The organism is Caulobacter sp. SRI_008 (assembly GCF_057586355.1).
In genome coordinates this window covers 119,727-143,778 of sequence record NZ_JBYCZS010000014.1, presented here as the reverse complement: position 1 = coordinate 143,778, position 24,052 = coordinate 119,727, and the positions used below count along the sequence as shown (strand labels likewise).

General features: G+C 70.7%; 21 protein-coding genes and 3 pseudogenes. 16 read left to right on the top strand and 8 right to left on the bottom strand.

What is annotated here, in order from left to right; all coding sequences use genetic code 11:
* The first annotated feature begins 212 nt into the window (after positions 1-212).
* The gene (locus AC2YHT_RS14480) at positions 213-2,390 is read left to right on the top strand and encodes an ATP-binding protein (RefSeq protein ID WP_487290483.1); all 2,178 of its coding nucleotides are present in this window, start codon (positions 213-215) and stop codon (positions 2,388-2,390) included.
* A gap of 72 nt (positions 2,391-2,462) precedes the next feature.
* Positions 2,463-4,541, top strand: a complete 2,079-nt coding sequence (locus tag AC2YHT_RS14475; RefSeq protein WP_487290482.1) for an ATP-binding protein — start codon at positions 2,463-2,465, stop codon at positions 4,539-4,541.
* A gap of 22 nt (positions 4,542-4,563) precedes the next feature.
* Here AC2YHT_RS14475 and AC2YHT_RS14470 read toward each other — a convergent pair whose 3' ends face one another.
* Positions 4,564-5,715, bottom strand: coding sequence for an FRG domain-containing protein (locus AC2YHT_RS14470; protein WP_487290481.1), 1,152 nt, complete (start codon positions 5,713-5,715; stop codon positions 4,564-4,566).
* Between the two features lie 268 nt (positions 5,716-5,983).
* On the opposite strand from AC2YHT_RS14470, the gene AC2YHT_RS14465 reads away from it, so the two are divergent.
* From AC2YHT_RS14465 to AC2YHT_RS14440, 6 genes and pseudogenes are all read left to right on the top strand, one after another.
* A complete protein-coding gene (locus tag AC2YHT_RS14465; RefSeq protein ID WP_487290480.1) occupies positions 5,984-8,050 on the top strand; it encodes an ATP-binding protein in 2,067 nt (688 codons plus the stop codon).
* 258 nt (positions 8,051-8,308) lie between these two features.
* Positions 8,309-9,289, top strand: coding sequence for an ABC transporter substrate-binding protein (locus AC2YHT_RS14460; RefSeq protein WP_487290479.1), 981 nt, complete (start codon positions 8,309-8,311; stop codon positions 9,287-9,289).
* Between the two features lie 151 nt (positions 9,290-9,440).
* A pseudogene (locus AC2YHT_RS14455) lies at positions 9,441-10,184 on the top strand (ABC transporter ATP-binding protein); the annotation flags it as partial.
* 98 nt (positions 10,185-10,282) lie between these two features.
* Positions 10,283-11,041, top strand: coding sequence for an ABC transporter permease (locus AC2YHT_RS14450; RefSeq protein WP_487290478.1), 759 nt, complete (start codon positions 10,283-10,285; stop codon positions 11,039-11,041).
* Between the two features lie 307 nt (positions 11,042-11,348).
* Positions 11,349-12,068: a hypothetical protein gene (locus tag AC2YHT_RS14445; RefSeq protein WP_487290477.1), complete on the top strand. Its 720-nt coding sequence runs from the start codon at positions 11,349-11,351 to the stop codon at positions 12,066-12,068.
* Positions 12,068-13,159 (top strand): DUF2336 domain-containing protein, encoded by a 1,092-nt coding sequence (locus AC2YHT_RS14440; protein WP_487290476.1) that lies wholly within the window; start codon positions 12,068-12,070, stop codon positions 13,157-13,159. Before AC2YHT_RS14445 ends, AC2YHT_RS14440 begins: the two co-directional genes overlap by 1 nt.
* A 97-nt stretch (positions 13,160-13,256) precedes the next feature.
* Here the strand turns inward: AC2YHT_RS14440 and AC2YHT_RS14435 are convergent, their stop codons facing one another.
* Positions 13,257-14,012: a phosphatase PAP2 family protein gene (locus tag AC2YHT_RS14435; protein ID WP_487290475.1), complete on the bottom strand. Its 756-nt coding sequence runs from the start codon at positions 14,010-14,012 to the stop codon at positions 13,257-13,259.
* Between the two features lie 162 nt (positions 14,013-14,174).
* Here AC2YHT_RS14435 and AC2YHT_RS14430 point away from each other — a divergent pair, with 162 nt between their 5' ends.
* The 3 genes from AC2YHT_RS14430 (at position 14,175) to AC2YHT_RS14420 (ending at position 16,389) form a co-directional block, all read left to right on the top strand.
* Entirely contained in the window at positions 14,175-14,549 is a 375-nt protein-coding gene (locus AC2YHT_RS14430) for an RcnB family protein (RefSeq protein WP_487290474.1), read from the top strand.
* 275 nt (positions 14,550-14,824) lie between these two features.
* On the top strand, positions 14,825-15,832 hold the full coding sequence (gene cobS, locus AC2YHT_RS14425) for a cobaltochelatase subunit CobS (RefSeq protein WP_487290473.1): 1,008 nt from the start codon (positions 14,825-14,827) through the stop codon (positions 15,830-15,832).
* A 275-nt stretch (positions 15,833-16,107) separates the two neighbouring features.
* Positions 16,108-16,389, top strand: a complete 282-nt coding sequence (locus AC2YHT_RS14420) for a hypothetical protein (protein ID WP_487290472.1) — start codon at positions 16,108-16,110, stop codon at positions 16,387-16,389.
* A gap of 99 nt (positions 16,390-16,488) precedes the next feature.
* Here AC2YHT_RS14420 and AC2YHT_RS14415 read toward each other — a convergent pair.
* A pseudogene (locus AC2YHT_RS14415) lies at positions 16,489-16,668 on the bottom strand (hypothetical protein); the annotation flags it as partial.
* Between the two features lie 85 nt (positions 16,669-16,753).
* Between AC2YHT_RS14415 and AC2YHT_RS14410 the strand changes: the two are divergent.
* Entirely contained in the window at positions 16,754-17,878 is a 1,125-nt protein-coding gene (locus tag AC2YHT_RS14410; protein WP_487290471.1) for an NADH:flavin oxidoreductase/NADH oxidase, read from the top strand.
* Positions 17,879-17,928: 50 nt separating this feature from the next.
* Here the strand turns inward: AC2YHT_RS14410 and AC2YHT_RS14405 are convergent.
* Positions 17,929-18,015 (bottom strand): annotated as a pseudogene (locus AC2YHT_RS14405) (hypothetical protein); the annotation flags it as partial.
* Between the two features lie 54 nt (positions 18,016-18,069).
* The gene (locus tag AC2YHT_RS14400; RefSeq protein WP_487290470.1) at positions 18,070-18,528 is read right to left on the bottom strand and encodes an Lrp/AsnC family transcriptional regulator; all 459 of its coding nucleotides are present in this window, start codon (positions 18,526-18,528) and stop codon (positions 18,070-18,072) included.
* Positions 18,529-18,670: 142 nt separating this feature from the next.
* Between AC2YHT_RS14400 and AC2YHT_RS14395 the strand changes: the two genes are divergently transcribed.
* Both AC2YHT_RS14395 and AC2YHT_RS14390 read left to right on the top strand, forming a co-directional pair.
* On the top strand, positions 18,671-19,441 hold the full coding sequence (locus tag AC2YHT_RS14395; protein ID WP_487290469.1) for an AzlC family ABC transporter permease: 771 nt from the start codon (positions 18,671-18,673) through the stop codon (positions 19,439-19,441).
* On the top strand, positions 19,438-19,737 hold the full coding sequence (locus AC2YHT_RS14390; protein WP_487290468.1) for an AzlD family protein: 300 nt from the start codon (positions 19,438-19,440) through the stop codon (positions 19,735-19,737). Before AC2YHT_RS14395 ends, AC2YHT_RS14390 begins: the two co-directional genes overlap by 4 nt.
* A gap of 214 nt (positions 19,738-19,951) precedes the next feature.
* Here AC2YHT_RS14390 and AC2YHT_RS14385 read toward each other — a convergent pair whose 3' ends face one another.
* Entirely contained in the window at positions 19,952-20,260 is a 309-nt protein-coding gene (locus tag AC2YHT_RS14385) for a DUF6881 domain-containing protein (RefSeq protein WP_487290467.1), read from the bottom strand.
* An 81-nt stretch (positions 20,261-20,341) separates the two neighbouring features.
* Here AC2YHT_RS14385 and AC2YHT_RS14380 point away from each other — a divergent pair, with 81 nt between their 5' ends.
* Together AC2YHT_RS14380 and AC2YHT_RS14375 are read left to right on the top strand one after the other, a co-directional pair.
* Positions 20,342-20,887 (top strand): TetR family transcriptional regulator, encoded by a 546-nt coding sequence (locus tag AC2YHT_RS14380; RefSeq protein ID WP_487290466.1) that lies wholly within the window; start codon positions 20,342-20,344, stop codon positions 20,885-20,887.
* 75 nt (positions 20,888-20,962) lie between these two features.
* The gene (locus AC2YHT_RS14375) at positions 20,963-21,283 is read left to right on the top strand and encodes a HigA family addiction module antitoxin (RefSeq protein ID WP_110120603.1); all 321 of its coding nucleotides are present in this window, start codon (positions 20,963-20,965) and stop codon (positions 21,281-21,283) included.
* 209 nt (positions 21,284-21,492) lie between these two features.
* Here AC2YHT_RS14375 and AC2YHT_RS14370 read toward each other — a convergent pair whose 3' ends face one another.
* Together AC2YHT_RS14370 and AC2YHT_RS14365 are read right to left on the bottom strand one after the other, a co-directional pair.
* The gene (locus AC2YHT_RS14370; protein ID WP_487290465.1) at positions 21,493-22,218 is read right to left on the bottom strand and encodes an NlpC/P60 family protein; all 726 of its coding nucleotides are present in this window, start codon (positions 22,216-22,218) and stop codon (positions 21,493-21,495) included.
* Positions 22,219-22,530: 312 nt separating this feature from the next.
* Positions 22,531-23,874: an ATP-binding protein gene (locus AC2YHT_RS14365; RefSeq protein ID WP_487290464.1), complete on the bottom strand. Its 1,344-nt coding sequence runs from the start codon at positions 23,872-23,874 to the stop codon at positions 22,531-22,533.
* Between the last annotated feature and the right edge of the window lie 178 nt (positions 23,875-24,052).

The window sequence follows — 24,052 nt, the reverse complement described above, 5'->3', positions numbered from 1 at the left end:
GCGGCGAACCTGAGCGCCGAGCCCAGTCCCCCTGGGTCCCGGCTCTACGCTGCGCTTCGGCCGGGATGACGACGGAAGGAAGGGCCGCTTCCGACGCCTCGCAACCTCCCCCGCGTCGGCGCACTTAACCAAAAACCGACGTTTCGTCCGCATTGTACGGCCAGACCGCGCCCCTGGCCCCCTCTTCGGCCCCGGGCGCGCTGGGGAATATCGTGGGGACCGACCGCCTCGACATCGCGATCGATCGCGCCGATGCGCGCCGATGGGCTCTGCGCCGCTGGCGCCGGCCCGTGGGGCTGACGATCGCCTATCTGGCGTCGATGGCCTACAGCCTGTTCCTGACCGGCGCCGCCCAGGAAATCGCCACCATCTGGACGGCCAACGCCGTGCTGATCGCCGGGCTGCTGGTGCTGGACCGCCGCCGGGGCGTCGGGCTGCTGGTGGTTTGCACCCTGCTGCACCTCGTGCTCAGCCTGCTGACCAGCAAGTCGTCGGCCTTCGCCGTGGCGGTGACAGCGCTGGACGCCGTGCAGATCACCGCCACCGCCGTGGCCCTGCGGCTGCTGCGCCTGCCCGGACGGGTGCGGGGGATGCGCGGCCTGCTGGTGCTGACCCTGGTGTCGGCGGTGTTCACGGCCGTGACCTCGATCGGCGTCAACGGCCTGGCCTCGCTGGCCGAGGGCGGCGGCTTCTGGACCGGCTGGAGCGGCTGGACCACCAGCAACGTGCTGGGCGTGGCCGTGGCCCTGCCGACCATACTGATCCTGATGGACCGCCGCCACGCCGAGGCCTTCCCGGTGCGCGGCTGGCTGGAGCCGACCTTCGGCCTGGCGGCGATCGGCGTCATATCCTGGCTGGTGTTCACCGGCCCGCCGCAGCTGCGGGTGCTGGTGTTCGCGCCGGTGGTGCTGGCCGCCTTCCGAGGCGGTCCGCGCGCGGCGGCCCTGTCGGTGATGATCGCCCTGGCCACGGCCATTCCGGCGGTGCTGTCGATCGTCGGGCTGGACGCCAAGGCCGCCGCCGAGCCGATGCGCCACCTGCTGCTATTCCACGTCGTGCTCTATGCGGTGAGCATGGCCGCCGCCCTGGCCCTCAGCCGCCAGGCGCGGCTTTCGGCCCTGCTGGTGCGCCGCCAGGCCGCCGCCCGCGCCGCGCAGGCCCGCGCCCAGGCCGCCAACGCCGCCAAGTCGGAGTTCCTGGCCACGATCAGCCACGAGATCCGCACCCCGCTCAACAGCATCCTCGGCTTCACCGGCCTGGTGGCCGACGACGCCGCCCTGTCGCCCGAGAACCGCCGGCGCCTGGATCTGGTCGGCCGCGCCGGCCGCTCGCTGGCCGAGATCGTCGGCGACCTGCTGGACTTCGCCAAGGTCGAGGCCGGCCGCCTGGAACTGGCGCTGGAGCCCACCTCGCCCGCCGCCCTGCTGCGCGACGCCGCCGCCATCATCGCCCCCGAGGCGCAGGCAAAGGGCCTGGCCGTCACCGTCTCGGTGGAGGCGCTGGACGAGCAGGATCCCGAGGCGCTGTTCGCCCTCGACGAGACCCGCCTGCGCCAGGTGCTGCTGAACCTGCTCAACAACGCCGTGAAGTTCACGACCCAGGGCCAGGTCGCCGCCCGGCTGGTGGTGGGGCCCGAGACCGGCGCCCTGCGGTTTTCGGTGACCGACACCGGCATCGGCATCGCCCCGCAGGTGCAGGCGCGCCTGTTCCAGCGTTTCAGCCAGGCCGACAGCTCGATCAGCCGCGCCTATGGCGGCACGGGCCTGGGCCTGGCGATCAGCAAGGCGCTGGTCGGCCAGATGGGCGGGACGATCTGGGTGGAGAGCGCGCTTGGGGCCGGCGCGGCCTTCCACATCGCCCTGACCGCCGAGCCGGCCGCCGCCGCCGAGACCGTGGACGAGGCCCTGCCCGCCCCGGCCGCCGCCCGCGTGCTGCTGGTCGACGACCACCCGATGAACCGCGAGTTGGGCGACGCCTTGCTGACCCTGGCCGGCTGCCAGGTGTTCACCGCCGAGGACGGCTTCCAGGCCGTGGAGGCCGCCCGCAGCGGCGGCTTCGACCTGATCCTGATGGACGTGCACATGCCGGGCATGGACGGCCTGGCCGCCGCCCGCGCCATCCGCGCCTTCGACGGACCGGCCGCCGCCACCCCGATCCTGGCGCTGAGCGCCGACGTCCTGCCCGAGCAGGTGGCCCGCTGCCGCGCCGCCGGCATGGACGGCCACGTGCCCAAGCCGATCCGCCGCGAGGAGCTGATGGCCGCCGTGTCGCGCGCCCTGGCCGAGGGGCCGAAAGCGGCCCGCGAGGGCGAGCGTTGGGCGCCGGAGCAACCGGAGCGCGACGGAACGTCGCAGAACTTGGCCGCATACGGAAAAAGCGTTCTGCCTTAACCCTTTTTCCGGTTCGGCGTGATCGATGGGGATACCCGGCCGCCCGCGCGGCCGGAGGGGGAATACGGGGCCTTGGACGCAACAGTCGAACCAGGACGTGAGAGCGCCGCCGCGCCGTGGCTGCGGCTGGCCGGACTCGCCGCGGCGTTCGTGATCTCGTTCGCGTTCAGCGACCTCCTGACCCGCGACTCCAACGGCATGCCCTCGCTGTGGCCGATGAACGCCATACTGGCGGCGGCCCTGCTGCACCTGGGGCCGGTGCAGCGGCGGATCATGCTGGGCCTAGCCCTGGCCACCAACGCCGTGGTCCACCACCTGGCCGGCGACCCGTGGCTGGTCATCGTCATCTACGCCGCCTGCGACATGGCCGAGACCCTGGGCGCGGTGGTCGTCATCCGCCGCCTGCGCGGCCCCCGGGCCTCGATCCGCAGCGTCCGCCACGCCCTGGTGCTGGTGGCGGCCATCCTGCCCATCACCCTGACCGCCGCGGCCGTGGGGGCCAGCCTGACCGCGCCGCTGGTCGGGGCGAACCTGGCCAGCTTCTTCGCCGGCTGGGCCTCGGCCAACGGCATGGGCATGATCATCACCCTGCCCGCCGCCCTGATCATCCTGGACCGCACGCCGGACCTGGCCTTCCGCCGGCCGCTGCCGGTGCGGCTGGCGCTGTACGGCCTGGTGGCGGCGGTCACCGCCTTCGCCTTCCTGAAGACCCGCACGCCGATGCCGTTCCTGATCTTTCCCGCGGCCATGCTGGCGGCCTTCCAGCTGGGCCCGCGGGGCGCCGCCTGGAGCGCCGTGGTGATCATCGCCGTCACCGCCCCCCTGACCATCGGCAGCGAAGGCGTGGCGCGGATCGCCCCGCGCTGGGACGAGGTCGACCGCATCCGCATGGTGCAGGCCTTCGTGACCACGGTGTTCTTCACCTCGCTGGCCGCGGCCCTGTCGCTCTACAAGGAGGCGCGGCTGAAGACCCTGATGGCCCGCCGCAGCGCCGCCGCCCGCGCCGCCCGGGCCCGCGCCCAGGCCGCCGGCCGCGCCCGCACCGACTTCCTGGCGACCATGAGCCACGAGATCCGCACCCCGCTGAACAGCGTGCTGGGCTTCGCGGGCCTGCTGGCGGAAACCGAGGACGGCCTCTCCCCCGCCGGCCGCCGCAAGCTCGAACTGATCGCCCAGGCCGGCGGCTCGCTGGCCACCATCGTCGACGACATTCTGGACTTCTCGCGGCTGGAGGCCGGCCGCGTGGAGCTTAGGCCCGAGGCCGTGGACCCCGCCGCCCTGCTGGCCGACGCCGCCTCGATCATCGCCCTGTCGGCCCAGTCCAAGGGCCTGTCGCTGTCGGTCGAGGCCGAGCTGGACGGGGCCGGCGACTACGCCCTGGATCCGGCCCGCCTGCGCCAGGTGCTGCTGAACCTGCTCAACAACGCCGTGAAGTTCACCGCCAGCGGCGGGGTGCGGGCCACGGTCGCTCTGGAGCGCGGCGCCGACGGCGCCGAGCGCCTGCGCTTCACCATCGCCGACACCGGCATCGGCATCGCGCCCGAGGTGCAGGACCGGCTCTTCCAGCGGTTCAGCCAGGCCGACGGCTCGATCAGCCGGGCGTTCGGCGGGGCGGGCCTGGGCCTGGCGATCAGCAAGACCCTGGTCACCCGCATGGGCGGCGAGATCGGCATCGACAGCGCCCTGGGCCAGGGCGCGACCTTCTGGTTCACCGTCCCCGCCGTCGCCGCGCGCGCCGCCGACGCCGCCCGGGTCGAGCAGGAGGCCGCCGCCCGGGTGCTGCTGGTCGACGACCATCCGATGAACCGCGAACTGGGCGCGGCCATGCTGACCCTGGCCGGCTGCGCGGTGCAGACCGCCGAGGACGGCGACGAAGCCGTGCGCATCGCCGCCGACGGCGGCTTCGACGTCATACTGATGGACATCCACATGCCGCGCATGGACGGCCTGGCCGCCGCCCGCGCCATCAAGGCCCTCGACGGCCCCGCCGCCCGCGTCCCGATCATCGCCCTCTCGGCCGACGTCATGCCCCACCAGATCGAACGCTGCCGCCAGGCCGGCATGGTCGACCACGTCGCCAAGCCGATCCAGCGGGATGCGCTGATCACGGCGTTGAACCAGTGGATCGGCCGGGAGACGGCGGCGGCTTAAGGGCGGGACGGGTCAGGCCCTCTCACCTCAATCTGAACGTCATGGGCGCCGACTCGAGTTCGGCGAGATCGAGTTCCAGCTCCGTGCCGTCACTCGTCACGACGGCGCCAACCGTGAAAGCCCCCACCGCTCCGAGCGGAATGGTCGCCTTACCGCCGCGTGCTCTGACGCGCAGAACCGGCTCGTCGAATGTATCATGCAGATGGAAGACGACGTCGCCCTTGAGCACGGAGTTCGCCTTCACCGACGACACCTCCAGGACGATCTCGAACCAGTTGGGCCTGGCTTCTTCGACGGTTGCGCTCAGCCGCCAAGGCCCAACCTGAGAAGAGCCGCCCCATTGGCCCTTCTGGGGGTCCAGGGGATTACGCTTTCCTTTGGGCTTCAGTTCGGCGGAGAGCTTCACTTGAGACGCATCGCCTAGCGGCGCCGTCGGATCGAGCGACACGATTTGCTCGAATTGATGCAGCGCCCTGATACGCCGCGAGAGACCGTCGAGGTCGGCCTCGATGAATGCATGGTGGAAGCCCACCGCGTCGAGCTTCCGCCGAAGCTCCGGCTTCGCCGCTTTATTGATGATGATCTGCTCGCCGCCCTCGGGCGAATAGACCTGTGTGGGATCCGGATGGACCGTAAACAAGCCCCGCTGGGCCACGATGCGGGGCGACACGTGCTCGGGGTAGAAGAAGACCGTCTCGGTTACTTCAAAAGGACCAACGGAGGCGTCCAGCGGCCTGTCTGGCGGACGGGGGACGACGTGGACCACGCCGTCCAGTTCGTCGTTCTCCCAGACCGCGAAGTAGAGCGCGACCAGGGGCGTCTCGGACCAATCCAGCAGACGGGTCGGCGTGCCATAGTGTTGCGCCAGAGCCAGCCATTGCCAATCGCTGGCCGGTCGACCGGAAAGCAGGGGCACGGAGGCGCGCTTGAAACTCTCGAAGAAGGTTCGCTCGGGCAAGTCTCCCGGCCGTTCGATGAGACGCCCGACGGACGGCTTGAGGGTCCAGCGCGCGTTGCTGAGTCCCCGAAACAGAAACCGCCCGTCCAGGAATGGATCGACGCGGTCGTGAAAGTCGCGCCAGCCGAAAATTTCGTGACGCGGGATCTGGCTCTGAGGCACCTGCTCGGCCTTGCCGCCCCCCGCGGGCGCCTGCTTGTTCGCCTTGCTGGTCATCGCCTCCCCCGAGCCGATTTTCGTACCTCAATCTTGGCGATTGCATCTCACAATAGTCAATCCTTGATGGCATACCCGCAGCACCCTGCCCAGCTGGCCGGCTGGGCGCGCCCCCACTCCAGCGCGGCGCTTTCGGCGCCTCGCCACCCCTCCGTCGGGTAGTCGACGCTACTGAAATGGATTGCGGCATAGCGTCACAGAATGCATTGCTGCCGAAACTGAAACCGCCGTTCGGCGTAAGTTTTCCGTCCGGGGGAACGGGAACGGGATGACGCGAAGCGCCGCCTTACAGGAAACGGGGCGACAGACGACGCTGCTGGTCGTGCTGGCGCTCGCCTTCGTCGCGACCCAGCTGTTCAGCGACGCCCTGACCCGCGGCCCCAACGGCGTCGCCGCCCTGTGGCCCTGCACCGCCCTGCTGGCCGTCGGCCTGATGGCCCTGGGGCCGCCCCGGCGGCTGATCCTGACGGGGGTGGTCGGGGTCGCCCATATCGCCATCTGCCTGGCCCTGGGCGACGCGCCGGAGCGGGCCCTGATCTTCACCCTCGTCAACCTGGCCGAGGCCTGGGGCGCGCGCGAGGCCGTGCGGCGGGCGTTCGGCGGGCCGCCCAGGGTGCGGACCATGCGCCAGCTGGCCCTGCTGGTGACGGTGATCGCCCCGGTGGTGGCGGTCACGGCCGGGGTCGCCGCCGGGCTGCTGAGCCTGCTGGAGCGCCAGCCGTTCCTGGGGGTGTGGCGCGACTGGTTCGTCAGCGGGGCGCTGGGCATGGCGCTGATCGTGCCGGCGGTGCTGGTGCTGATCGATTCCGAGCACCGGCGCACCTTCCACCGCTCGGCCGGCGAACGGGCGGGCCTCTTCCTGCTGATGGCGGTGCTGACGGCGGCGGTGTTCCACGACACCCGCGCGCCCCTGCCTTTCGTGCTGTTCCCCGCCGCCATCCTGTGCGCCTTCCGGCTGGGTCCGCGCGGGGCGGCCGAGGCGGCCCTGACCATCGCCGTCGTCTCCCTGCCGCTGGGGGTGTGGAACATCTGGCAGGGCCACCTGCTGGCGCCGTGGAACCCGCCGCAGATGACCCGGCTGATCCAGTGCTTCGTCACTGTGGTGTTCGTCACCGCCCTGGCGGCGGGCCTGGCCTTGGCCCAGCAGGAGCGGCTGCGGCGCCTGCTGGTGCGGCGCGAGCAGCTGACCCGCTCGGCCCGGGCCCGGGCGCTGGCCGCCGCCGAGGCCAAGACCGAGTTCCTGGCCACGATGAGCCACGAGATCCGCACGCCGCTGAACTCCATCCTCGGCTTCGCCCAGCTGCTGGCCGGGCGCGAGGACCTGCCGGCCGACGCCCAGCGGCAGGTGGGCATGATCGACACCGCCGGCGCGGCCCTGCTGACCGTGGTCAGCGACATCCTCGACGTCTCGCGGGTGGATTCCGGCCAGGTCGAGCTGCTGCTGCAGCCGGCCTCGGCCAGCGCGGTGCTGCACGACGCGGTCGGCATCGTGCAGTCGGAGGCCGAGGGCAAGAACCTCAGCGTCGAGATCGACGTCGTCGATCCGGTCGAGGGCCTGCACGACCTGGACGCCCTGCGCCTGCGCCAGGTGCTGCTGAACCTGCTCAACAACGCCGTGAAGTTCACCGAGCGCGGCAAGATCGTCGCCCGGCTGGTCATCGAGCCCGGCGAGGTCGAGGACCGCCTGCGCTTCGAGGTGATCGACACCGGGGTGGGCGTGCCGATCGAGGACCAGGCGCGCCTCTTCCAGCGGTTCGTGCAGCTCGACAGCGGCGCGACCCGGGCCTACGGCGGCGCGGGGCTGGGGCTGGCGATCAGCAAGTCGCTGGTCGAGCTGATGGGCGGGCGGATCGGGGCCGACAGCGCGCCGGGGCACGGCTCGTGCTTCTGGTTCGAACTGCCGGCCGCCGAGGCCGAGCCCCTGGCCGCGCCGCCGCCCGAGGCCGCCCGCGATCCCCGGGCGGCGCGGATCCTGCTGGTCGACGACCATCCGATGAACCGCGAGATCGGGGTTGGTTTGCTGCGCCTGGCCGGCTGCCATGTCGAGACCGCCGAGAACGGCCGCCAGGCCCTGGCGGCGGCGGCGCGCGGCCATTTCGACATCATCCTGATGGACATCCACATGCCCGAAATGGACGGCCTGGCCGCCACCCGGGCCATCCGCGGCCTGGAAGGCGCGGCAGGCAAGGTCCCGATCATCGCCATGAGCGCCGACGCCCTGCCCCAGCAGGTGGAACGCTGCTTCGCCGCCGGCATGGTCGACCACATCGCCAAGCCCGTGCAGCGCGAGGTGCTGTACGCCAAGATCGGGCGCTGGCTGGAGGCGGGGGATTAGAGCGGGGCGGGCGGCGGCGAGGCTTCACGCAACGGCGTCTCCCTTTTCCTCCCGTCATTCCCGCCCTTGTGGCGGGAAACCCTGGTACCGCTGACACGTGAGACGCAAGCGACGTGCTGAGCACGTCGCCACTCCTGCCCTTGCGGCTGACAGAGGGGTTCCCGCCACAAGGGCGGGAATGACGGGGCGTTTTGAAAGGCTTTGCCTGCGGGACAGCCCCCGCTAACCTCCGCGCCGCATCGTACCGGGGGATCCGCCATGACCTTTTCGCGCCGCGCCGTGACCGCAGCCGGCCTCGCCGCGCTCGCCGCCGCCTGTTCGCCCGCCAGGAAGGACGCCGCGCCCGGCCTGACCAAGCTGAAGCTGGCCACCGACTGGCGGGCGCAGGCGGAGCTGGGCGGCTACTACCAGGCCGTGGCGACGGGGGAGTTCACCAAGCGCGGGCTGGACGTCAGCATCGTCCAGGGCGGGCCGGGGGTGAACGTGCCGCAGCTCTTGGCCACCGGGGCGGTGGACATCGGCGTCGGCTCCAACAGCTTCATCGTGCTGAACCTGGCCAAGGAGAACGTGCCGGTCAAAGCCGTCGCCGCCTACATGGACAAGGATCCGCAGGTGCTGATCGCCCATCCGGGAGCGGGCGTCGCCAGCATCGCCGACATGAAGGGCAAGCCGATCCTGCTGTCGGACGCCTCGGTGACGGCCTTCTGGGTGTGGCTGAAGGCCAAGCACGGCTTCACCGACGCCCAGGTGCGCAAGTACAACTACTCGGTCGCCCCGTTCCTGGCCGACAAAAGCCTGATCCAGCAGGGTTATGCGACGTCGGAGCCCTATCTGATCGAGAAGGCCGGCGGGGAAAAGCCGGCGGTGTTCCTGCTGGCCGACGACGGCTACCCGGCCTACGCCAGCTTCGCCCTGGTGAGCGACGCGATGATCCAGGCCAAGCCCGCCCAGGTGCAGGCGATCAGCGACGCCCTGGCGGCGGGCTGGAAGAGCTATCTCTACGGCGACGCCAAGCCGGGTGACGCCTTGATCCTCAAGGACAACCCCGAAATGACCCAGGACCTGCTCGACCAGGCCCGGGACAAGATGCGCAGCTACGGCATCGTGCCCAAGGACGGGATCGGCGCCATGACCGACGCCCGCTGGGCCGAGTTCTTCCAGGTGGCGGCCGACCAGGGGGTCTACGACAAGGGCCTGGACTACAAGAAGGCCTACAGCCTGGGCTTCCTGCCGAAGTGATGTGCGGGGCTCGGAGCGACTCCCTTCCCCCTCGATGGGGGAAGGGTCGGGGATGGGGGTGGCGCGGCGGCCAGACCGGACGCGGCGTGATTTCCATCGACCGCCGTAGTCACCCCCACCCCTGCCCTTCCCCCATCGAGGGGGAGGAGAAGTGAGCGTGATCGCCTCTCTTTCAGCCGTCGAAGTCGACTACCCGCGCGGTCGCGCCCTCGGGCCGGTCGACCTGGCGCTTTCCGCCGGCGAGGTGGTGGCGCTGGTGGGGCCGTCGGGGTGTGGGAAGTCGACCGCGTTGCGGTTGCTGGCGGGGCTTGAAAACCCGACGCGGGGGAGCGTCGCCCGGGCGGCCGGCAAGGGCGAGACCTCGGTGGTGTTCCAGGCCCCGACCCTGGCGCCGTGGATGAGCGCGGCGGCCAATGTGGCCCTGCCGCTGGAGCTGGCGGGCGTTCCGGCGCGGGAGGCGCGGAGCAGAGCGCGCGAGGCCCTGGCGCAGGTCGGCCTCGACGGGGCGCAGGACGCCCGGCCGGCCCAGCTGTCGGGCGGCATGGCCATGCGGGCTTCGCTGGCCCGGGCGCTGGTCACCCGGCCGCGCCTGCTGCTGCTGGACGAGCCGTTCGCGGCCCTGGACGAGATCACCCGCCGCGCCCTGGCCGACGACGTGCTGGCCCTGTGCGCCGACCTGTCGCCGGCCGTGGTGTTCGTCACCCACAATGTCGAGGAGGCCGTCTACATGGCCGGCCGCGTGGTGGTGCTGACGCGCGGTCCGGGGGTGGTGGCGGGCGAGGTCGTGGTCGAGGGACCGCTGGCAAGGCCGGCGGGGTTTCGGACGACCGCTCAGTTTCGCGAGACGGTGGAGGCGGTTTCCGCGCTGCTCGCGCGGCCCCCTCAGTCGGCTTCGCCGACAGCTCCCCCAGAGGGGGAGCATCTTGACGCCGGCGTCTCCGGATCCTCCCCCTCTGGGGGAGGTGGCCCGGAGGGCCGGAGGGGGTCCGCGCCATGACCCGCCTCCTCGCCCCCGTCCTGTTCATCGCCTTCCTGCTGGCCGCCTGGGAAGGCGCCTGCCGCCTCCTGCACGTGCCGGCCTACCTGCTGCCGGCCCCGTCGGAGATCGCCAAGGCCCTGGTCGAGGCCGGTCCCCTGCTGGCGCTGAGCGCCTGGGGCACGCTTTCCACCGCGCTGGCTGGCCTCGTGCTGGCCGCCCTCGTCGCTCTTGCTCTCGCGTTCGCCGCGGCCCTGCGGCCGGTGGTCGAGGACGCGTTCCGCCCCGTGGCCGCCATCCTGCAGGTGACGCCGGTGATCGCCATCGCGCCGCTGGTGACGATCTGGGCCGGTATCGACCATCCGGGCCGGGCGGTGACGGCGCTGGCCGCCGTGATCGCCTTCTTCCCGATCTATTCGGGCGCCGTGGCGGGCCTGAAGGCGGCCGATCCGGACCTGTCGCGGCTGTTCGACCTCTATGGCGCGAGCGCCTGGCAGCGGCTGCTGAGACTGCGCCTGCCCTCGGCCCTGCCGGCGATCCTGGAGGGGCTCAAGGTGGCGGCGGGCCTGGCCCTGGTGGGCGCGGTGGCGGCCGAGTTCGTGGCCGGCTCGGGCTCGAGCCAGGGCCTGGCCTGGCGGATGCTGGAAAGCTTCAACCGCCTGCAGACCGCGCGCGGCTTCGCGGCCCTGGCGGTGCTGGCCCTGCTGGGCGTTGCTCTGCACGCGGCCCTGGCGGTGGCCGAGCGGCGGCTGCTGGCGTGGTGGCGGGGGCGGTAGAGCGCTCCCTTCCCCCACCTATAACTCCCGTCATTCCCGCCCTTGTGGCGGGAAGCCCTATGTCAGCCGCAAGAGCGGTAGTGGCGACGTGCTCAGCACGTCGCTGGCGCTTCACCTGCGAGCGGAACCAAGGCTTCCCGCCACAAGGGCGGGAATGACGGGACATAAAGGGATGGCGGCGGAGGAAGAGGCGCCGGACCGCTCCACCCAAAATGTCGCACGCCCGACGCTGGAGCCTCGCCGTTAGGCGGCGATTAAGCGGCGTCGGCTAAGGGTTGCAGACTGCAATACCCACGTCCGGACCGGCATGCGCCTCGTTCTGTCCCTGCTGCTGCTCGCCAGCGTCGCCCTTCCGGCGCGCGCAGAGGACGCGCGTGAAAGCCGCTACGGGCCGCGCAGCCAGCGCGTGGAGACCGCCGCCCGCGCCGACTACACCGGTCCGACCCTGAGCTGGGCCGGCAAGGCCGCCGCTCCGGCGCCCGACGCCCAGGACCCCCGCGCCAACGGCCGTCCGGCTCCGGTCGCCGCCTGGGCCGGCTACGCCAACGCCGCGCCCGTCCCGCAGCGGACCGTTCCCGCGCCGGTCTACGCCCCGCCCGTTCCGCAGGCCGTCCAGCAAGCGCCCCAGCAGGGCGCCCTGCCGACCAGCCTCTATTCGCCGCCCGTGGCCTCGGCCCCGATCGCCCCCGCCGCGCCGCGCGAGCTGGCCGGCGGTCCGCCCGCCCAGACGCCACTGCCGCAGGCCCAGACCACCACCTACGCCGCCAACGCCCGCGCCCCGGACGGCCTGGCCCCGCGCACCTATTCGGTCGGGCGGATGTTCGGCCTGACGCCCGACCGCATCGAGGCCCCCGGCCCGCCCAACACCGTGCTGATGGCCGTCGACCCGGCCGCCGTCGCCACCGCGCCCGCCGATGATGGCGAGGCCGACCACGGCTCGGCCGCGTGGCTGGCGGAGGCCGCCCAGGAGGCCGGCCGCGACGCGCCGACCAAGAAGAAAAAGACCGCCGAGGAGAGCGACCTCTGATGCTGCAATCGCGGCTGCACGACCTGATCGCCCTCGCCGACGAGCCGTCCAGCGCCCGCCGCCGCGACCTGCTGCGCGGGGTGACCGACCTGTTCTTCACCGCCGACGACCACGGGGCCGTCGAGATGGGCCTGTTCGACCAGGTCATGGGCCAGCTGGCCGGCGAGATGGAGGAGGCCGTCCGGGTCGAGCTGGCCGAGCGCCTGGGCCAGTCCGCCAGCCCGCCGCCGGCCCTGACCCGCAACCTGATCAGCGACAGCATCGCCGTCGCCAGCCCGATCCTGTCGGGCGCCGCGACGCTGTCGGACGCCGACCTGCTGCACGTGGCCCAGACGCAGGGCCAGGAGCACCTGCGGGCGATCTCCAGCCGGGCCCGCGTGTCGAGCGCCGTCTCCGACGCCATCGTGGCGCGCGGCGACGACGACACCCTGGGCGTGCTGATCCGCAACGAGGGCGCGGAACTGTCGCGCGCGGCGCACGAGACCGTGGTCGACCGCGCCCAGGCCAATCCGGCCCTGCACGAGGCGGTGATCGACCGCCAGAGTCTGCCGGTCGACCTGCTCAACGAGATGTACTTCGTGGCCGAGGCCCGGCTGCGCGACCGGATCATGGCCCGCAACGAGGCGCTGGACCCGGCGGTGCTGGAAGCGGCCCTGGCCGCCGGCCGCAACCGCCTGGCCACCCGCGACGGCGCCCTGCCGGCCGACTACGACGCGGCCATGGCCGAGTTCGCCAAGATCAAGGCCCGCGGCGGCGTCACGCCCCAGGCCCTGGCCGGCATGCTGCGCGCCAAGCAGACCACCCTGTTCCTCGGCGCCCTGTCGGACATGGCCGACATCGACTTCCACACCGCCCGCAAGATCCTCGAGCGCAAGGAGCTCGACGGCCTGGCCGTGGTCTGCAAGGCGGCCGACTTCGACCGCGCCCTGTTCCTGACCTTCGCCCTGCTGATCCTGGATCCGTCGGACGAGGTGATGGGCAAGGCCAAGGCGTACGGCGAACTCTACGCCGCCCTGCCCCGCGAGAGCGCCCTGCGGACGATCCGCTTCTGGCGCATGCGGCGCAAGACCGGGGCCGTGGCGGCGGCGTAACCTGTTCCCTCTCCCCTTGCGGGAGAGGGTGGCCCCCGCGAAGGCGGGGGTCGGGTGAGGGGTCTCTCAGAAGGTTGCGGAGAGGTCTTTCGACCCCTCATCCGTCGGCTTCGCCGCCACCTTCTCCCGCAAGGGGAGAAGGAAAGAACCTGGACCACCCCCACGCGGCCAGCCAGCAGGCCATGGCCCAGGCGGCGCCGACGCACCAGCCGGCCAGGACGTCGCTGGCCCAGTGGACGCCGAGATAGATCCGGCTGAGGCCCACCAGCACCGAGAAGAACACCGCCGCCCCGAGCGCCAGGGCCTTCAGCCGGCGTTTCAGCGAAAACCGCGCGGCCAGCGCCCCGAGGGTCAGGAACACCACCGCCGACAGCATGGCGTGGCCGGAGGGGAAGCTCGGATTGGCCGCCTCGACGGCGCGGTAGACGAGGTCGGGCCGCTCGCGCAGGAACAGGTGCTTGAGGCCCTGGCTGATCGCCACCCCGCCGGCCGCCCCGACCAGCACCACCAGCGCCTCGGCCCAGCGGCGCAGGCTGGCCAGGACCGCCAGGGCCAGGATCACCAGCAGGGTCAGCACGGTCACCGAGCCCAGGGCGGTGACGTCGGCGGCGGCGGTGTGCAGCCATTCGGGGCCGATCAGCTGGTGCGGCTGGCCGGGCAGGCGCAAGGACTGCAGGACCTGCAGGTCGAGCCGGCGGGTGTCGCCCTCGACCACCTCGTCGGCGATGTTCAGGAAAGCCAGCAGGCCCAGGCCCGCCACCAGCAGGGCGGCGGTGGCGGCCAGTTCGCGCCGGGCGGCCTTGAACAGCACGGGCAGGTCGCGGCGGGGGTTGAGGCGAAGCTTCAGGGTCATGCGCCCTCAACGCGCGAAATCGCCGATCGGTGCAACTCGAATAGCGCAGGTATTGCTACAATATTTCATGAATGAAACATGAACCGTTCCTGATCTTCGCCGTTCATCACCAGTCCAAAACGACCTGTCTAAGGTGGGGACATCGAACGAAAGGACTACGCCATGAAGCGTCTCATCATTACCGCCGTCGCCGCCTCCCTGCTGGCCGGGACCGCCCTGTCGGGTACGGCCATGGCCCAGCCACGTCACGACGACCGCTATCAGCAGCAGCGCGCCTACGAGCAGGGCCGCAAGGACCAGGCCCGCCAGGAACGCCGTGACGACCGTCGCGACGATCGCCGCGAAGCCCGCCGCTGGGCCAAGGGCCAGCGCCTGGACGCCCACTATCGCGGCGACGGCTACTACGTGAAGGACTACCGCCGTCACGGCCTGCGCCAGCCGCCGCGCGGCTACCGCTGGCAGCGCGTCAACGACCAGTACGTCCTGGCCGCCGTCGCCACCGGCCTGATCGCCTCGGTGATCATCGCCAACCACTAAGGCCTCCACCGATCCCTCTCCCCTTGCGGGAGAGGGTGGCCCCCGCCAGGGGGTCGGGTGAGGGGTCGCACCGACCTTGGACGCCGCGACAGCTGCAAAGCCGTCGCGGCGTTCGGCGTTTACGCCTCCCCCGAGAAACGGGGAGAGGAGAAGCGGAGCGGATGGGTTTGAGAGACCCCTCATCCGTCGGCTATCGCCGACACCTTCTCCCGCAAGGGGAGAAGGGTTCTTTTTCCCCCTTCCCCTCCCGGGGGTCGAAGCGCTAATCGGAAAACATGCCCGAACTGACCGACAGCCACGCCGCCGATCCCCTGATCACCCTGGCCCCGGACAAGTGGGTGACGCTTCGCGACGCCTTCGGCGTGGACAGCGACATGAAGGTTCCCGCCTTCAGCCATCGCGACAGCCACGTGCCGGAGATCGACAGCGCCTACCGCTTCGATCCGCAGACGACCAAGGCCATCTGCGCGGGCTTCGCCAAGGACCGCCGGGTGATGGTCCAGGGCTATCACGGCACCGGCAAGTCGACCCACATCGAGCAGATCGCCGCGCGCCTGAACTGGCCGCTGGTGCGCGTGAACCTCGACAGCCACGTCAGCCGGATCGATCTGGTCGGCAAGGACGCCATCGTCCTGAAGGACGGCAAGCAGGTCACCGAATTCCGCGAAGGGATCCTGCCCTGGTCGCTGCAGCGCCCGATCGCCCTGGTGTTCGACGAATACGACGCCGGCCGTCCGGACGTGATGTTCGTCATCCAGCGCGTGCTGGAGGCCGGCGGCAAGCTGACCCTGCTCGACCAGAACCGGGTGATCCGCGCCAACCCGTATTTCCGTCTGTTCTCGACGACGAACACGATCGGTCTGGGCGACACTACCGGGCTCTATCACGGCACCCAGCAGATCAACCAAGGCCAGATGGACCGCTGGTCGATCGTCACCACGCTGAACTACCTCGAGCACGACGTCGAGGCGGCCATCGTGCTGGCCAAGAACCCGTCCTACGACAACGCCGAGGGCAAGCGCACCCTGGCGGCCATGGTCCGCGTCGCCGACATGACCCGCAACGCCTTCATGAACGGCGACATCTCGACGGTCATGAGCCCGCGCACGGTGATCACCTGGGCCCAGAACGCCGAGATCTTCGACGGCGACATCGGCCTGGCCTTCCGCCTGACCTTCCTCAACAAGTGCGACGAGCTGGAACGCCCGACCGTCGCCGAGTTCTACCAGCGCGCCTTCGGCCAGGACCTGCCGGAAAGCGCCGCCCGGGTGAAGGTGGCGTAAAGCGCCCCTCCCCATCCGGAAAGATCGGAAGGCGGCCCCCGCGAGGAGGCCGCCTTTTTCGTTCTGCGATCCAGCCAACCATGAGCTTCGCCATGGAGCCTGCGTCTTCACGCGGGGACATGCCGCCTGCGTCAGGCACAACTAAGCTGAGCTAGCTTGGAGCTGGGGCCGGCATTCTGGCAACACAATAGTAAGTGATGGAACTGGAGCTCAGCTCACTCGTTGTGCCCACACGGGCAATTTCAACTTCGCGGTTGCCCAACCGAGGAACTGCGATGAACGCGCTTATGACCTCTGATTTAGGCCCTTTGCACGTCCTGGCAACTGCAATCGCGACGCTGTGCATTCTCGCACGCATTATCCGTCGCTGGCATTTGGAATATGAACGACTGCGTATCATCCGCGCGATTGTTTCTCAGCACGCCGCCAATCCGGAAAACGCGCCGGTTGATTTCGTGCAACTCATCTGGGGGCGCGACGAGGGCCGGAGGCCGCCACCTGGCAAGAAGCCGAATGGTGCGCTCGGTCGTAGGACCCCGCCCGATCAGGCGGATTGACCGAGTAGGAATTCAGCAGCCGAGACAACTGCACTTCGGTGTGACGGTGGATGGACGGCCTGGCGAAAGCGGTGCGGAGTTCAGCGCCCTCCCTTTTCTTCCCGTCATTCCCGCCCTTGTGGCGGGAACCCCTGGTTCCGCTGACACGTGAAGCGCAGGCGGACCGCTAGCGGTCCGCCCCTCCCGCCCTTGCGGCTAACAGAGGGGTTCCCGCCACAAGGGCGGGAATGACGGGAGAAGGGGAAAGGGGAAAGGGGAAGACCTGTGCCCCCAAGGCACAGCTGCTTTTCCACCATCGCCCTTGAGCCGCCCCGCCCGCGCCCTCATCTGCGCCCTTCCTCCCCGCCGAAAGAGCACGCCCTTCATGTCCGCCCTGTTCACGCCCTTCCGCCTGAAGGACGCCGCCCTTCGCAACCGCATCGCCATCCCGCCGATGTGCCAGTACAGCGCCGAGGACGGCGTCACGACCGACTGGCACCTGCCGCACTATGCGGGCCTGGCGCGCGGCGGGGCGGGGCTGGTGATCGTCGAGGCGACGGCGGTGTCGCCCGAGGGCCGCATCTCGCCCGGCTGCACCGGCATCTGGAGCGACGAGCAGGCCGAGGGTCTCGCCAAGATCGCCGCGGCCATCAAGGCGGCGGGCGCCGTGCCCGGCATCCAGATCGCCCACGCCGGCCGCAAGGCCAGCGCCAACCGTCCGTGGGAGGGCGATGATCACATCGAGGGCGGCGATCCGCGCGGCTGGCAGACGATCGCCCCGTCGGCCATCGCCTATGGCCAGGGCCTGCCCAAGGTTCCGCGCGAGATGACCCTGGCCGACATCGAGCGGGTCAAGGCCGACTTCGCCGCCGCCGCCCGCCGCGCCCGCGAGGCCGGTTTCGAGTGGCTGGAGCTGCACTTCGCCCACGGCTATCTGGCCCAGAGCTTCTTCTCGCGTCACTCCAACCACCGCACCGACCAGTACGGTGGTGACGCCAAGGCGCGCGGCCGGTTCATGGAAGAGACCCTGGCGGCCGTCCGCGCCGAGTGGCCGGAAAACCTGCCGCTTACCGCCCGCTTCGGCGTGCTGGAATATGACGGCCACGACGAGGAGACCCTGGTCGAGTCGATCGACCTGACCCGCCGGATGAAGGCCGGGGGCCTCGACTTGTTGAACGTCAGCGTCGGCTTCACCATTCCCAACACCAATATCCCGTGGGGCACGCCGTTCCTGGGGCCGATCGCCCGGCGGGTGCGCGAGGAGGCCGGCCTGCCGGTGGCCTCGTCCTGGGGCCTGGACGCCCCGCGCCTGGCCGAGCGCCTGGTCGCCGAGGAGCAGATGGACCTGGTGATGATCGGCCGCGCCCACCTGGCCAATCCGCACTACGCCTACGAGCTGGCCCAGGAACTGGGCGTTCCGCGCCCGACCTGGGCAACCCTGCCCGCGCCCTATGCGCACTGGCTGGACAAGTATCGTCCGGCTACGGAGCTGGCGGAGGCGGCTGAGTAGCTACCCCTTCTCCCACCCCAAACCTCGTCATCCCGGAAAGCCCGCAGGGCTTATCCGGGACCCAGGGGCCGGCGCATCGCGGTTTGGCTGACGCCTTCAGCCGCCGCCGTCACGTCGCTAGCCCCTGGGTCCCGGCTCTACGCGCTACGCGCTTCGGCCGGGATGACGACCTCGGGGACGGGAGAGGTGAGTTACAGCGGCACCGCGAAGGTCTGTTTCATGGTCTGGGCCGGGATGTCGGTCTTGACGTTGAGCACGCCGCGGATGCGGGTCAGGTGGTCGGCCTGGAAGCGGCGATAGGCGGCGATGTCGGCGGCGACCACCCGCAGCAGCAGGTCGCAGTCGCCGAGCATGACGTAGCACTCGACCACCTCGGGCATCTTGTCGATCTCGGCGACGAAGTGCTCGACGGCGTCCTCGTTCTGCGAGTTCAGCCAGATGCGGGTGAAGAAGGTCTGGCCCCGGCCCACCTTGGCCGCGTCGATCACCGCCACATAGCGCTCGATGATCCCCGTCTCCTCGAGGATCCGCACCCGCCGCAGGCAGGGCGAGGGCGACAGGCCGACGCGCTTGGCCAGCTCGGCGTTCTGGATGCGGCCGTCCTTCTGCAGTTCGCGCAGGATGCGGCGGTCGATGTCGTCGAGCTTCATGGAATCTGCTGCCAGCATTTGGCGATCAGCATCACCTGGATGCCAATCATTGATCATATGAGAGCATGATCGCAACCCGATTGCGCGAGGTTTGCGCTAGGCTGCCAATCCTTCCCGCAACCGCTCCTCCCCCCGGTCGCCCATGACAATCGAAACCTGCGCTCCCGCCGCCATGCCTGGCGACGGGCCCTCCGAACTGCGTTCTGAACTCTGGCCCGAGTTCCGGCGGGGCGTCGTCGCCTCGCTGCCGGTGACGGCCGGCTTCGTACCGTTCGCCCTGGTGCTGGGCGCCCAGGCCGCCCAGAAGGGGCTGAGCGTCGCCGAGACGCCGCTGATGACGGGCCTCAACTTCGCCGGCGGCTCGGAGTTCGCGGCCATCGGCCTGTGGACCTCGCCGCCGCATCTGCTGCTGATCACCGCCGTGACGCTGATGATCAACAGCCGCCACCTATTGATGGGCGCGGCGCTGACGCCCTTTTTGAAGGAACTCCCCAAGCGCCGGGTGCTGCCGGCCCTGTTCCTGATGTGCGACGAGAGCTGGGCGATGGCGCTGGCAGATGCGAAAGCGCGCGGGACCTTCAGCCTGGCCCACTACATGGGCGTGGCCCTGCCGATGTGGCTGGCCTGGATCGCCTTCACCGCCCTGGGCGCGATGGTGGGGCCAGTGCTGGGAAACGTCGAGACCCTGGGCTTCGACATGGCCTTTCCGGCGATCTTCCTCGTGCTGCTGCGCGGCATGTGGAAGAGCTTTTCGGCCGCCCGGCCCTGGCTGGTCAGCCTGGCGGTCGCCGCGACCGGCCACCTGCTGGCGCCGGGGGCCTGGACCGTGGCGGCCGGCGCCCTGGCGGGACTGCTGAGCGCCTGGCTGTGGGCCGGCGGCGAGCAGCCGGAAGAAGAAGGCGCGGCGGCATGATCTCCCTGCCCGTCCTTGCGACCATCCTGGCCATGGCCGGCGTCACCTACCTGACCCGGATCGGCGGCTATCTGGTGCTGCGCAACCGCACGCTGGGGCCGCGCGCCACGGCGGTGATGGAGGCCGCGCCCGGCTGCGTGCTGATCGCGGTGATCGCCCCGCACTTCGTCTCGCCCCGCCCCGCCGACCTGCTGGCCCTGGCGATCACCTTCGTCGCGGCCCTGCGCCTGCCGATGCTGGCCGTGGTGCCGATCGGCATCGTCGCGGCCGGCGGGCTGCGGTGGCTGCTGGGGTAGCCCCCCAAGCCCGTCATCCCGGCCCCCCGGGTCGCGCGAGGCGCGCCCGAGGGTAAACTCCGCGAAGCGAAGAGCCGGGACCCAGGGGCGGGCGGCAATGCGGCGGCCAACGCTCATGGCGGCCAGACCAGCCGCCGTGCCCAGTCCCCTGGGTCCCGGATAAGCCCTGCGGGCTTTCCGGGATGACGGTGGAAGGGCGCTGAGAAAGACCCCCTCAGGCGTCCGGCCGCCAGGCGGCCTCGAACGCGGCCGCCTCGATCTGGATCAGCGACATCCGCTCGTCGCCCTCGACGGCCTCGTAGCCGGCCCGCAGGTTCTCGGTGCTCTCGTAGAAGTCGCCGTCGGTGAGGTTGTCAGCCTCGGGGCCAAAATAGTTCGCGACGCTGTCGCGCTCACGGCGGCCGTCGCGGAAGACATCGACCATGCGCAGCACGCGGCCGTCCTCGTCGACCTCGTAGAACAGGGTGACGGGCTCGTCGGCGTGGTCGTGGGTCCAGTCGCAGCGGTAGTGGGAAAGGCTCATGGCCGCTCCTTTCCCTCGCCGCGCCGCGCGGGGCAAGGCCCGCCCTTGCCATGCCCGCCTCACGCGGCCATCTCTTTGATCATGACCACGCCCGCCGAAGACCTGCTCGACCGCGCGGCCGCCGCGGCCCTGTCGCTGGCCGCCGACCGTCCCTGGCCGCAGATCGCCCTGCGCGACATCGCCGTCGCCGCCGGCGCGCCGTTCGCCGAACTCTATGCGCGGGCCGACAGCAAGGCCAAGGTGCTCAGCCACCTGTCGCGCCGCTTCGACCAGGCGGCGCTGAACGCCGACGCCGGTGAAGGCGCGGCAACCCACGACCGCCTGTTCGACGCCGCCATGGCCCGCATCGAGGCCATGGAGCCGCACCGCCACGCCCTGATCGCCATCGCCAAGGCCGAAGGCCTGCCCCGCTCGGCCGCCCGCTTCCCCAAGACCGCCCGGGCGATCCTCGAGGCGGCGAGCATCGACGCCACGCCGGTGCGCCTGGCCGCCATGACCGCCGTCTGGGCCCGCACCCTGCAGGTCTGGCGCGACGACGAAGGCGCCCTGAACCGCACCATGGCCGAACTCGACAAGCGCCTGAAACAGATGGCCGAGCAGCTGGGCAAGGTCGGCGCGGGGTTCTGAGAGACGCCCGGGTGCAGGTAACCGCTCGCTTGATGTAGCGCAATACGCTACACTCTGATCGACCGGAGATCCGCGATGAGCGACACCTTCCTCGATCTCGACTTCGTCTCGCCGCTGCCGCACCCCGGCGAGATTCTGCGCGAGGACTTCATGGCGCCGATGGGCCTGACGGCCGGCGCGCTGGCCAAGGCCATGGGGCTGAAGGACCGCACGCGGATCGAGCGCCTGACCCGCGAGACCCAGCCCGTGACCCCCGACACGGCCCTACGGCTGGAGCGGGTGTTCTCCATGGACGCGCGGTTCTGGATGAACCTGCAGGCCCAGCACGACCTGTCGCGGACGGTGATCGAACGCCGCGCCGACCTGGAAGCGATCCAGCCGCTGGTCGCGGCCTAGGTCGGATCGACATTCAGCTATTTGCGACCCTCAAATCCGCGCATCCCCGCGAAGGCGGGATCCAAGCTGGATTTCAGGATGAGGCTCGGCCGTGGATCGACCGCAACCTCAGCTTGGATCCCCGCCTTCGCGGGGAGGCTCGGTGAAAAATGAGCTCAGGCCGGTGAATGTCGATCCTGCCTAAGCCTCTCCTTCAAGCCTCGCTCCCCCTAGGCCTCGTTCCACGACAGGCTGCTGTTGCGGGCCACCTTGATCGCGCGGGCGACGGGGGGCGGCACGGTGGCGGGCCAGCGGGCGGCGACGAAGCGTTCCTTGGTCAGCCAGGCCAGGGAGACGCTGTCGGACTGGTTGCCGCCGAGGATGCGATAGGCCCCGTCGTCCTCGCCGGCGTAGAAGCCGACATGGCCCTTGCCGCTGCCACGGCCGTCGCGCCAGAACACCATCACCGCGCCCGGCGTCGGAGCGGTGGGGATGCCGAAACGCTCCCAGGCGCGGGCCGACAGCAGGCCGGCCGGGGTCGGCTCGCGGTCGAGGGTGGCCGAGACGCAGTGGCCGACGAAGAGGCCGCACCAGGGCACGTCGTCGCCGGTGTAGATGCTCTTGAGGCCCTGGTCGGAGGCCCAGTCGATGATCTCGGGATTGTCGCCCCGGCCGGGCTTCTCCCGGGTGCCGATCAGCCGGCGGGCCTCCTGGAACCAGACCAGGCTCGGATCGTCGAAATCGGCCAGGGTCAGGGGCGTCGGGGCGTTGACCGCCGGGGCGCCCTGGAACAGGGCCGCCAGGGTCAGGGGGCCGACCACCCCGTCGGGCTCGAGCCCGTGCTTGAGCTGGAAGCGGCGGACGGCGGCCACCGTGGCCCGTCCCCACACCCCGTCGATCGGCCCGGGCGTATAGCCGCGCGCCGCCAGCTGCTGCTGGATGTCCTTGATTTTCATGACCGCAACTCCGTCGCGTAGCGGCGTTATCCGAACGACAAGCCGCGCCATGAGTCAATCATGGAGTGTATTTCACGGATTGCCCGTAATCCTTACATCGCCGCTGCGTCGGAAGCGGTCGCGCCCCCCAGCCGGATCCCCCTTCCCCAATCCGTCCTTCCCCGCGAAGGCGGGGACCCAAGCTGACTTTCAGGATGAGGCGCGTCTGCGGGCGATCCGCGGATTCGGCTTGGGTCCCCGCCTTCGCGGGGATGCTCGGTGAAGAGGGTCCCGATGGCGCAAGGACCATGCGAGGCCCCGGAAGTCCGCGCCCTACCCCGGCAGCCGCATCACCGCCCGCAGGCCGCCCATCGGCGAGCGCTCCAGGACGAGGTCGCCGCCGAGGCCGCGAGCCATGTCGCGGGCGAGCGCCAGGCCCAGGCCGACGCCCTTCTCGTTCTGGTTCCGCGACTCGTCGAGGCGGTTGAAGGGCTTGAAGGCCTCTTCGTAGCGGTCCTCGGGGATGCCGGGGCCGTCGTCGTCGACCATGATCAGCACCCCGCCGGTCAGGCGCGGCTCCAGGGTGACGCGGACGGCCTCGCCGTGGGCGGCGGCGTTGTCCACCAGGTTGGTCAGGGCCCGCTTGAAGGCGCTGGGGCGCAGGTTGGCGCTCAGCCCCTGCTCCAGCACCGTCTCGACTCTGGCCCCGCCGCGCTCGGCCCCGGCGCAGACCCCGGCGATCAGCGGCGCCAGCTCGACGGCCTGCAGGGCCTCGCCGCCCTCCCCCCGGGCGAAGGCCAGGTACTCGTCGATCATGTGCTCCATCTCGGAGAGATCGCGCTTGATGGCCTCGACCTGCGGGCCGGGCTCGGCCAGGGCCATCTCCAGCTTCAGGCGGGTGAGCGGGGTGCGCAGGTCGTGGCTGACGCTGGCCAGCAGGGCCGTGCGCTGCTCGATGTGGCGCTGGATGCGGGCCTTCATGGACAGGAAGGCCTGGGCCGCCTGGCGCACCTCGCGCGCGCCGTGCGGCTTGAACTCGTGCTCGGCCCCGCGCCCGAAGGCGTCGGCGGCGTCGGCCAGGCGCTCGATGGCCCGCACCTGGTTGCGGATGAACAGGATCGCGATCGCCGTCAGCAGCATGGTCGCCACCACCATCCACAGGATGAAGATGTGGCCCTGGGTGGCGAAGGCGCGGTCGCGCGGGGCGAAGATCCGCAGGGTGCCTTCGCGCACCTTCACCCGGATCTCGACGTGGGCGGCGTAGCGGTTGGAGGCGTCGAACCAGAAGGGCTCGTCCAGCCGCTCCTCCAGCGCCCGCTGCATCGAGCGGTCGAGCGAGGCGAACATGGCCGGCCGCTTGCCCGTCGGCAGCTCGCGGCCCTTCAGCAGGGCGATCGACAGGTCCATGGTCTGCTCGGCCCGATCGGCCATGCGGGCCACGGCGGCGGGGCTGGGATCGTCCTGATAGGTGGCCACGGCCCAGGCGATGTCTCCGGCCAGGCCCTCGGACAGGCGGCTGTTCACCGTCTCCCAATGGGCGTCGAAGAACCCCCAGGTGACGGCGATCTGCATCACGGCCACGGGCAGGACGATGATCAGCAGGGACCGGCCGAACAGCGAGGTCGGCAGCCAGCGCTTGATCTGGCGCGGAATGAACAGGCGGGTGCGCAGGCGCATGACCTAGATCCTCCCCCTGAAGGGGGAGGTGGCGGCGCAGCCGACGGAGGGGGGAGTGAATTCCCCAACCTCGCAGATACTTCCCCCTCCGGCGCTTCGCGCCACCTCCCCCTCCAGGGGGAGGGTCGTAAACAAGGAACCTCCCCCTATGGGGGAGGCGATCGCGCAGCGATCGGTG

Bases quoted from the DNA above. Each gene is read 5' to 3' on its own strand.
- AC2YHT_RS14470 (WP_487290481.1), bottom strand. From the start codon at position 5,715: ATGACCAGCAAGGCGAACAAGCAGGCGCCCGCGGGGGGCGGCAAGGCC.
- AC2YHT_RS14465 (WP_487290480.1), top strand. From the start codon at position 5,984: ATGACGCGAAGCGCCGCCTTACAGGAAACGGGGCGACAGACGACGCTG.
- AC2YHT_RS14460 (WP_487290479.1), top strand. From the start codon at position 8,309: ATGACCTTTTCGCGCCGCGCCGTGACCGCAGCCGGCCTCGCCGCGCTC.
- AC2YHT_RS14450 (WP_487290478.1), top strand. From the start codon at position 10,283: ATGACCCGCCTCCTCGCCCCCGTCCTGTTCATCGCCTTCCTGCTGGCC.
- AC2YHT_RS14445 (WP_487290477.1), top strand. From the start codon at position 11,349: ATGCGCCTCGTTCTGTCCCTGCTGCTGCTCGCCAGCGTCGCCCTTCCG.
- AC2YHT_RS14440 (WP_487290476.1), top strand. From the start codon at position 12,068: ATGCTGCAATCGCGGCTGCACGACCTGATCGCCCTCGCCGACGAGCCG.
- AC2YHT_RS14435 (WP_487290475.1), bottom strand. From the start codon at position 14,012: ATGACCCTGAAGCTTCGCCTCAACCCCCGCCGCGACCTGCCCGTGCTG.
- AC2YHT_RS14430 (WP_487290474.1), top strand. From the start codon at position 14,175: ATGAAGCGTCTCATCATTACCGCCGTCGCCGCCTCCCTGCTGGCCGGG.
- cobS (WP_487290473.1), top strand. From the start codon at position 14,825: ATGCCCGAACTGACCGACAGCCACGCCGCCGATCCCCTGATCACCCTG.
- AC2YHT_RS14420 (WP_487290472.1), top strand. From the start codon at position 16,108: ATGAACGCGCTTATGACCTCTGATTTAGGCCCTTTGCACGTCCTGGCA.
- AC2YHT_RS14410 (WP_487290471.1), top strand. From the start codon at position 16,754: ATGTCCGCCCTGTTCACGCCCTTCCGCCTGAAGGACGCCGCCCTTCGC.
- AC2YHT_RS14400 (WP_487290470.1), bottom strand. From the start codon at position 18,528: ATGAAGCTCGACGACATCGACCGCCGCATCCTGCGCGAACTGCAGAAG.
- AC2YHT_RS14395 (WP_487290469.1), top strand. From the start codon at position 18,671: ATGACAATCGAAACCTGCGCTCCCGCCGCCATGCCTGGCGACGGGCCC.
- AC2YHT_RS14390 (WP_487290468.1), top strand. From the start codon at position 19,438: ATGATCTCCCTGCCCGTCCTTGCGACCATCCTGGCCATGGCCGGCGTC.
- AC2YHT_RS14385 (WP_487290467.1), bottom strand. From the start codon at position 20,260: ATGAGCCTTTCCCACTACCGCTGCGACTGGACCCACGACCACGCCGAC.
- AC2YHT_RS14380 (WP_487290466.1), top strand. From the start codon at position 20,342: ATGACCACGCCCGCCGAAGACCTGCTCGACCGCGCGGCCGCCGCGGCC.
- AC2YHT_RS14375 (WP_110120603.1), top strand. From the start codon at position 20,963: ATGAGCGACACCTTCCTCGATCTCGACTTCGTCTCGCCGCTGCCGCAC.
- AC2YHT_RS14370 (WP_487290465.1), bottom strand. From the start codon at position 22,218: ATGAAAATCAAGGACATCCAGCAGCAGCTGGCGGCGCGCGGCTATACG.
- AC2YHT_RS14365 (WP_487290464.1), bottom strand. From the start codon at position 23,874: ATGCGCCTGCGCACCCGCCTGTTCATTCCGCGCCAGATCAAGCGCTGG.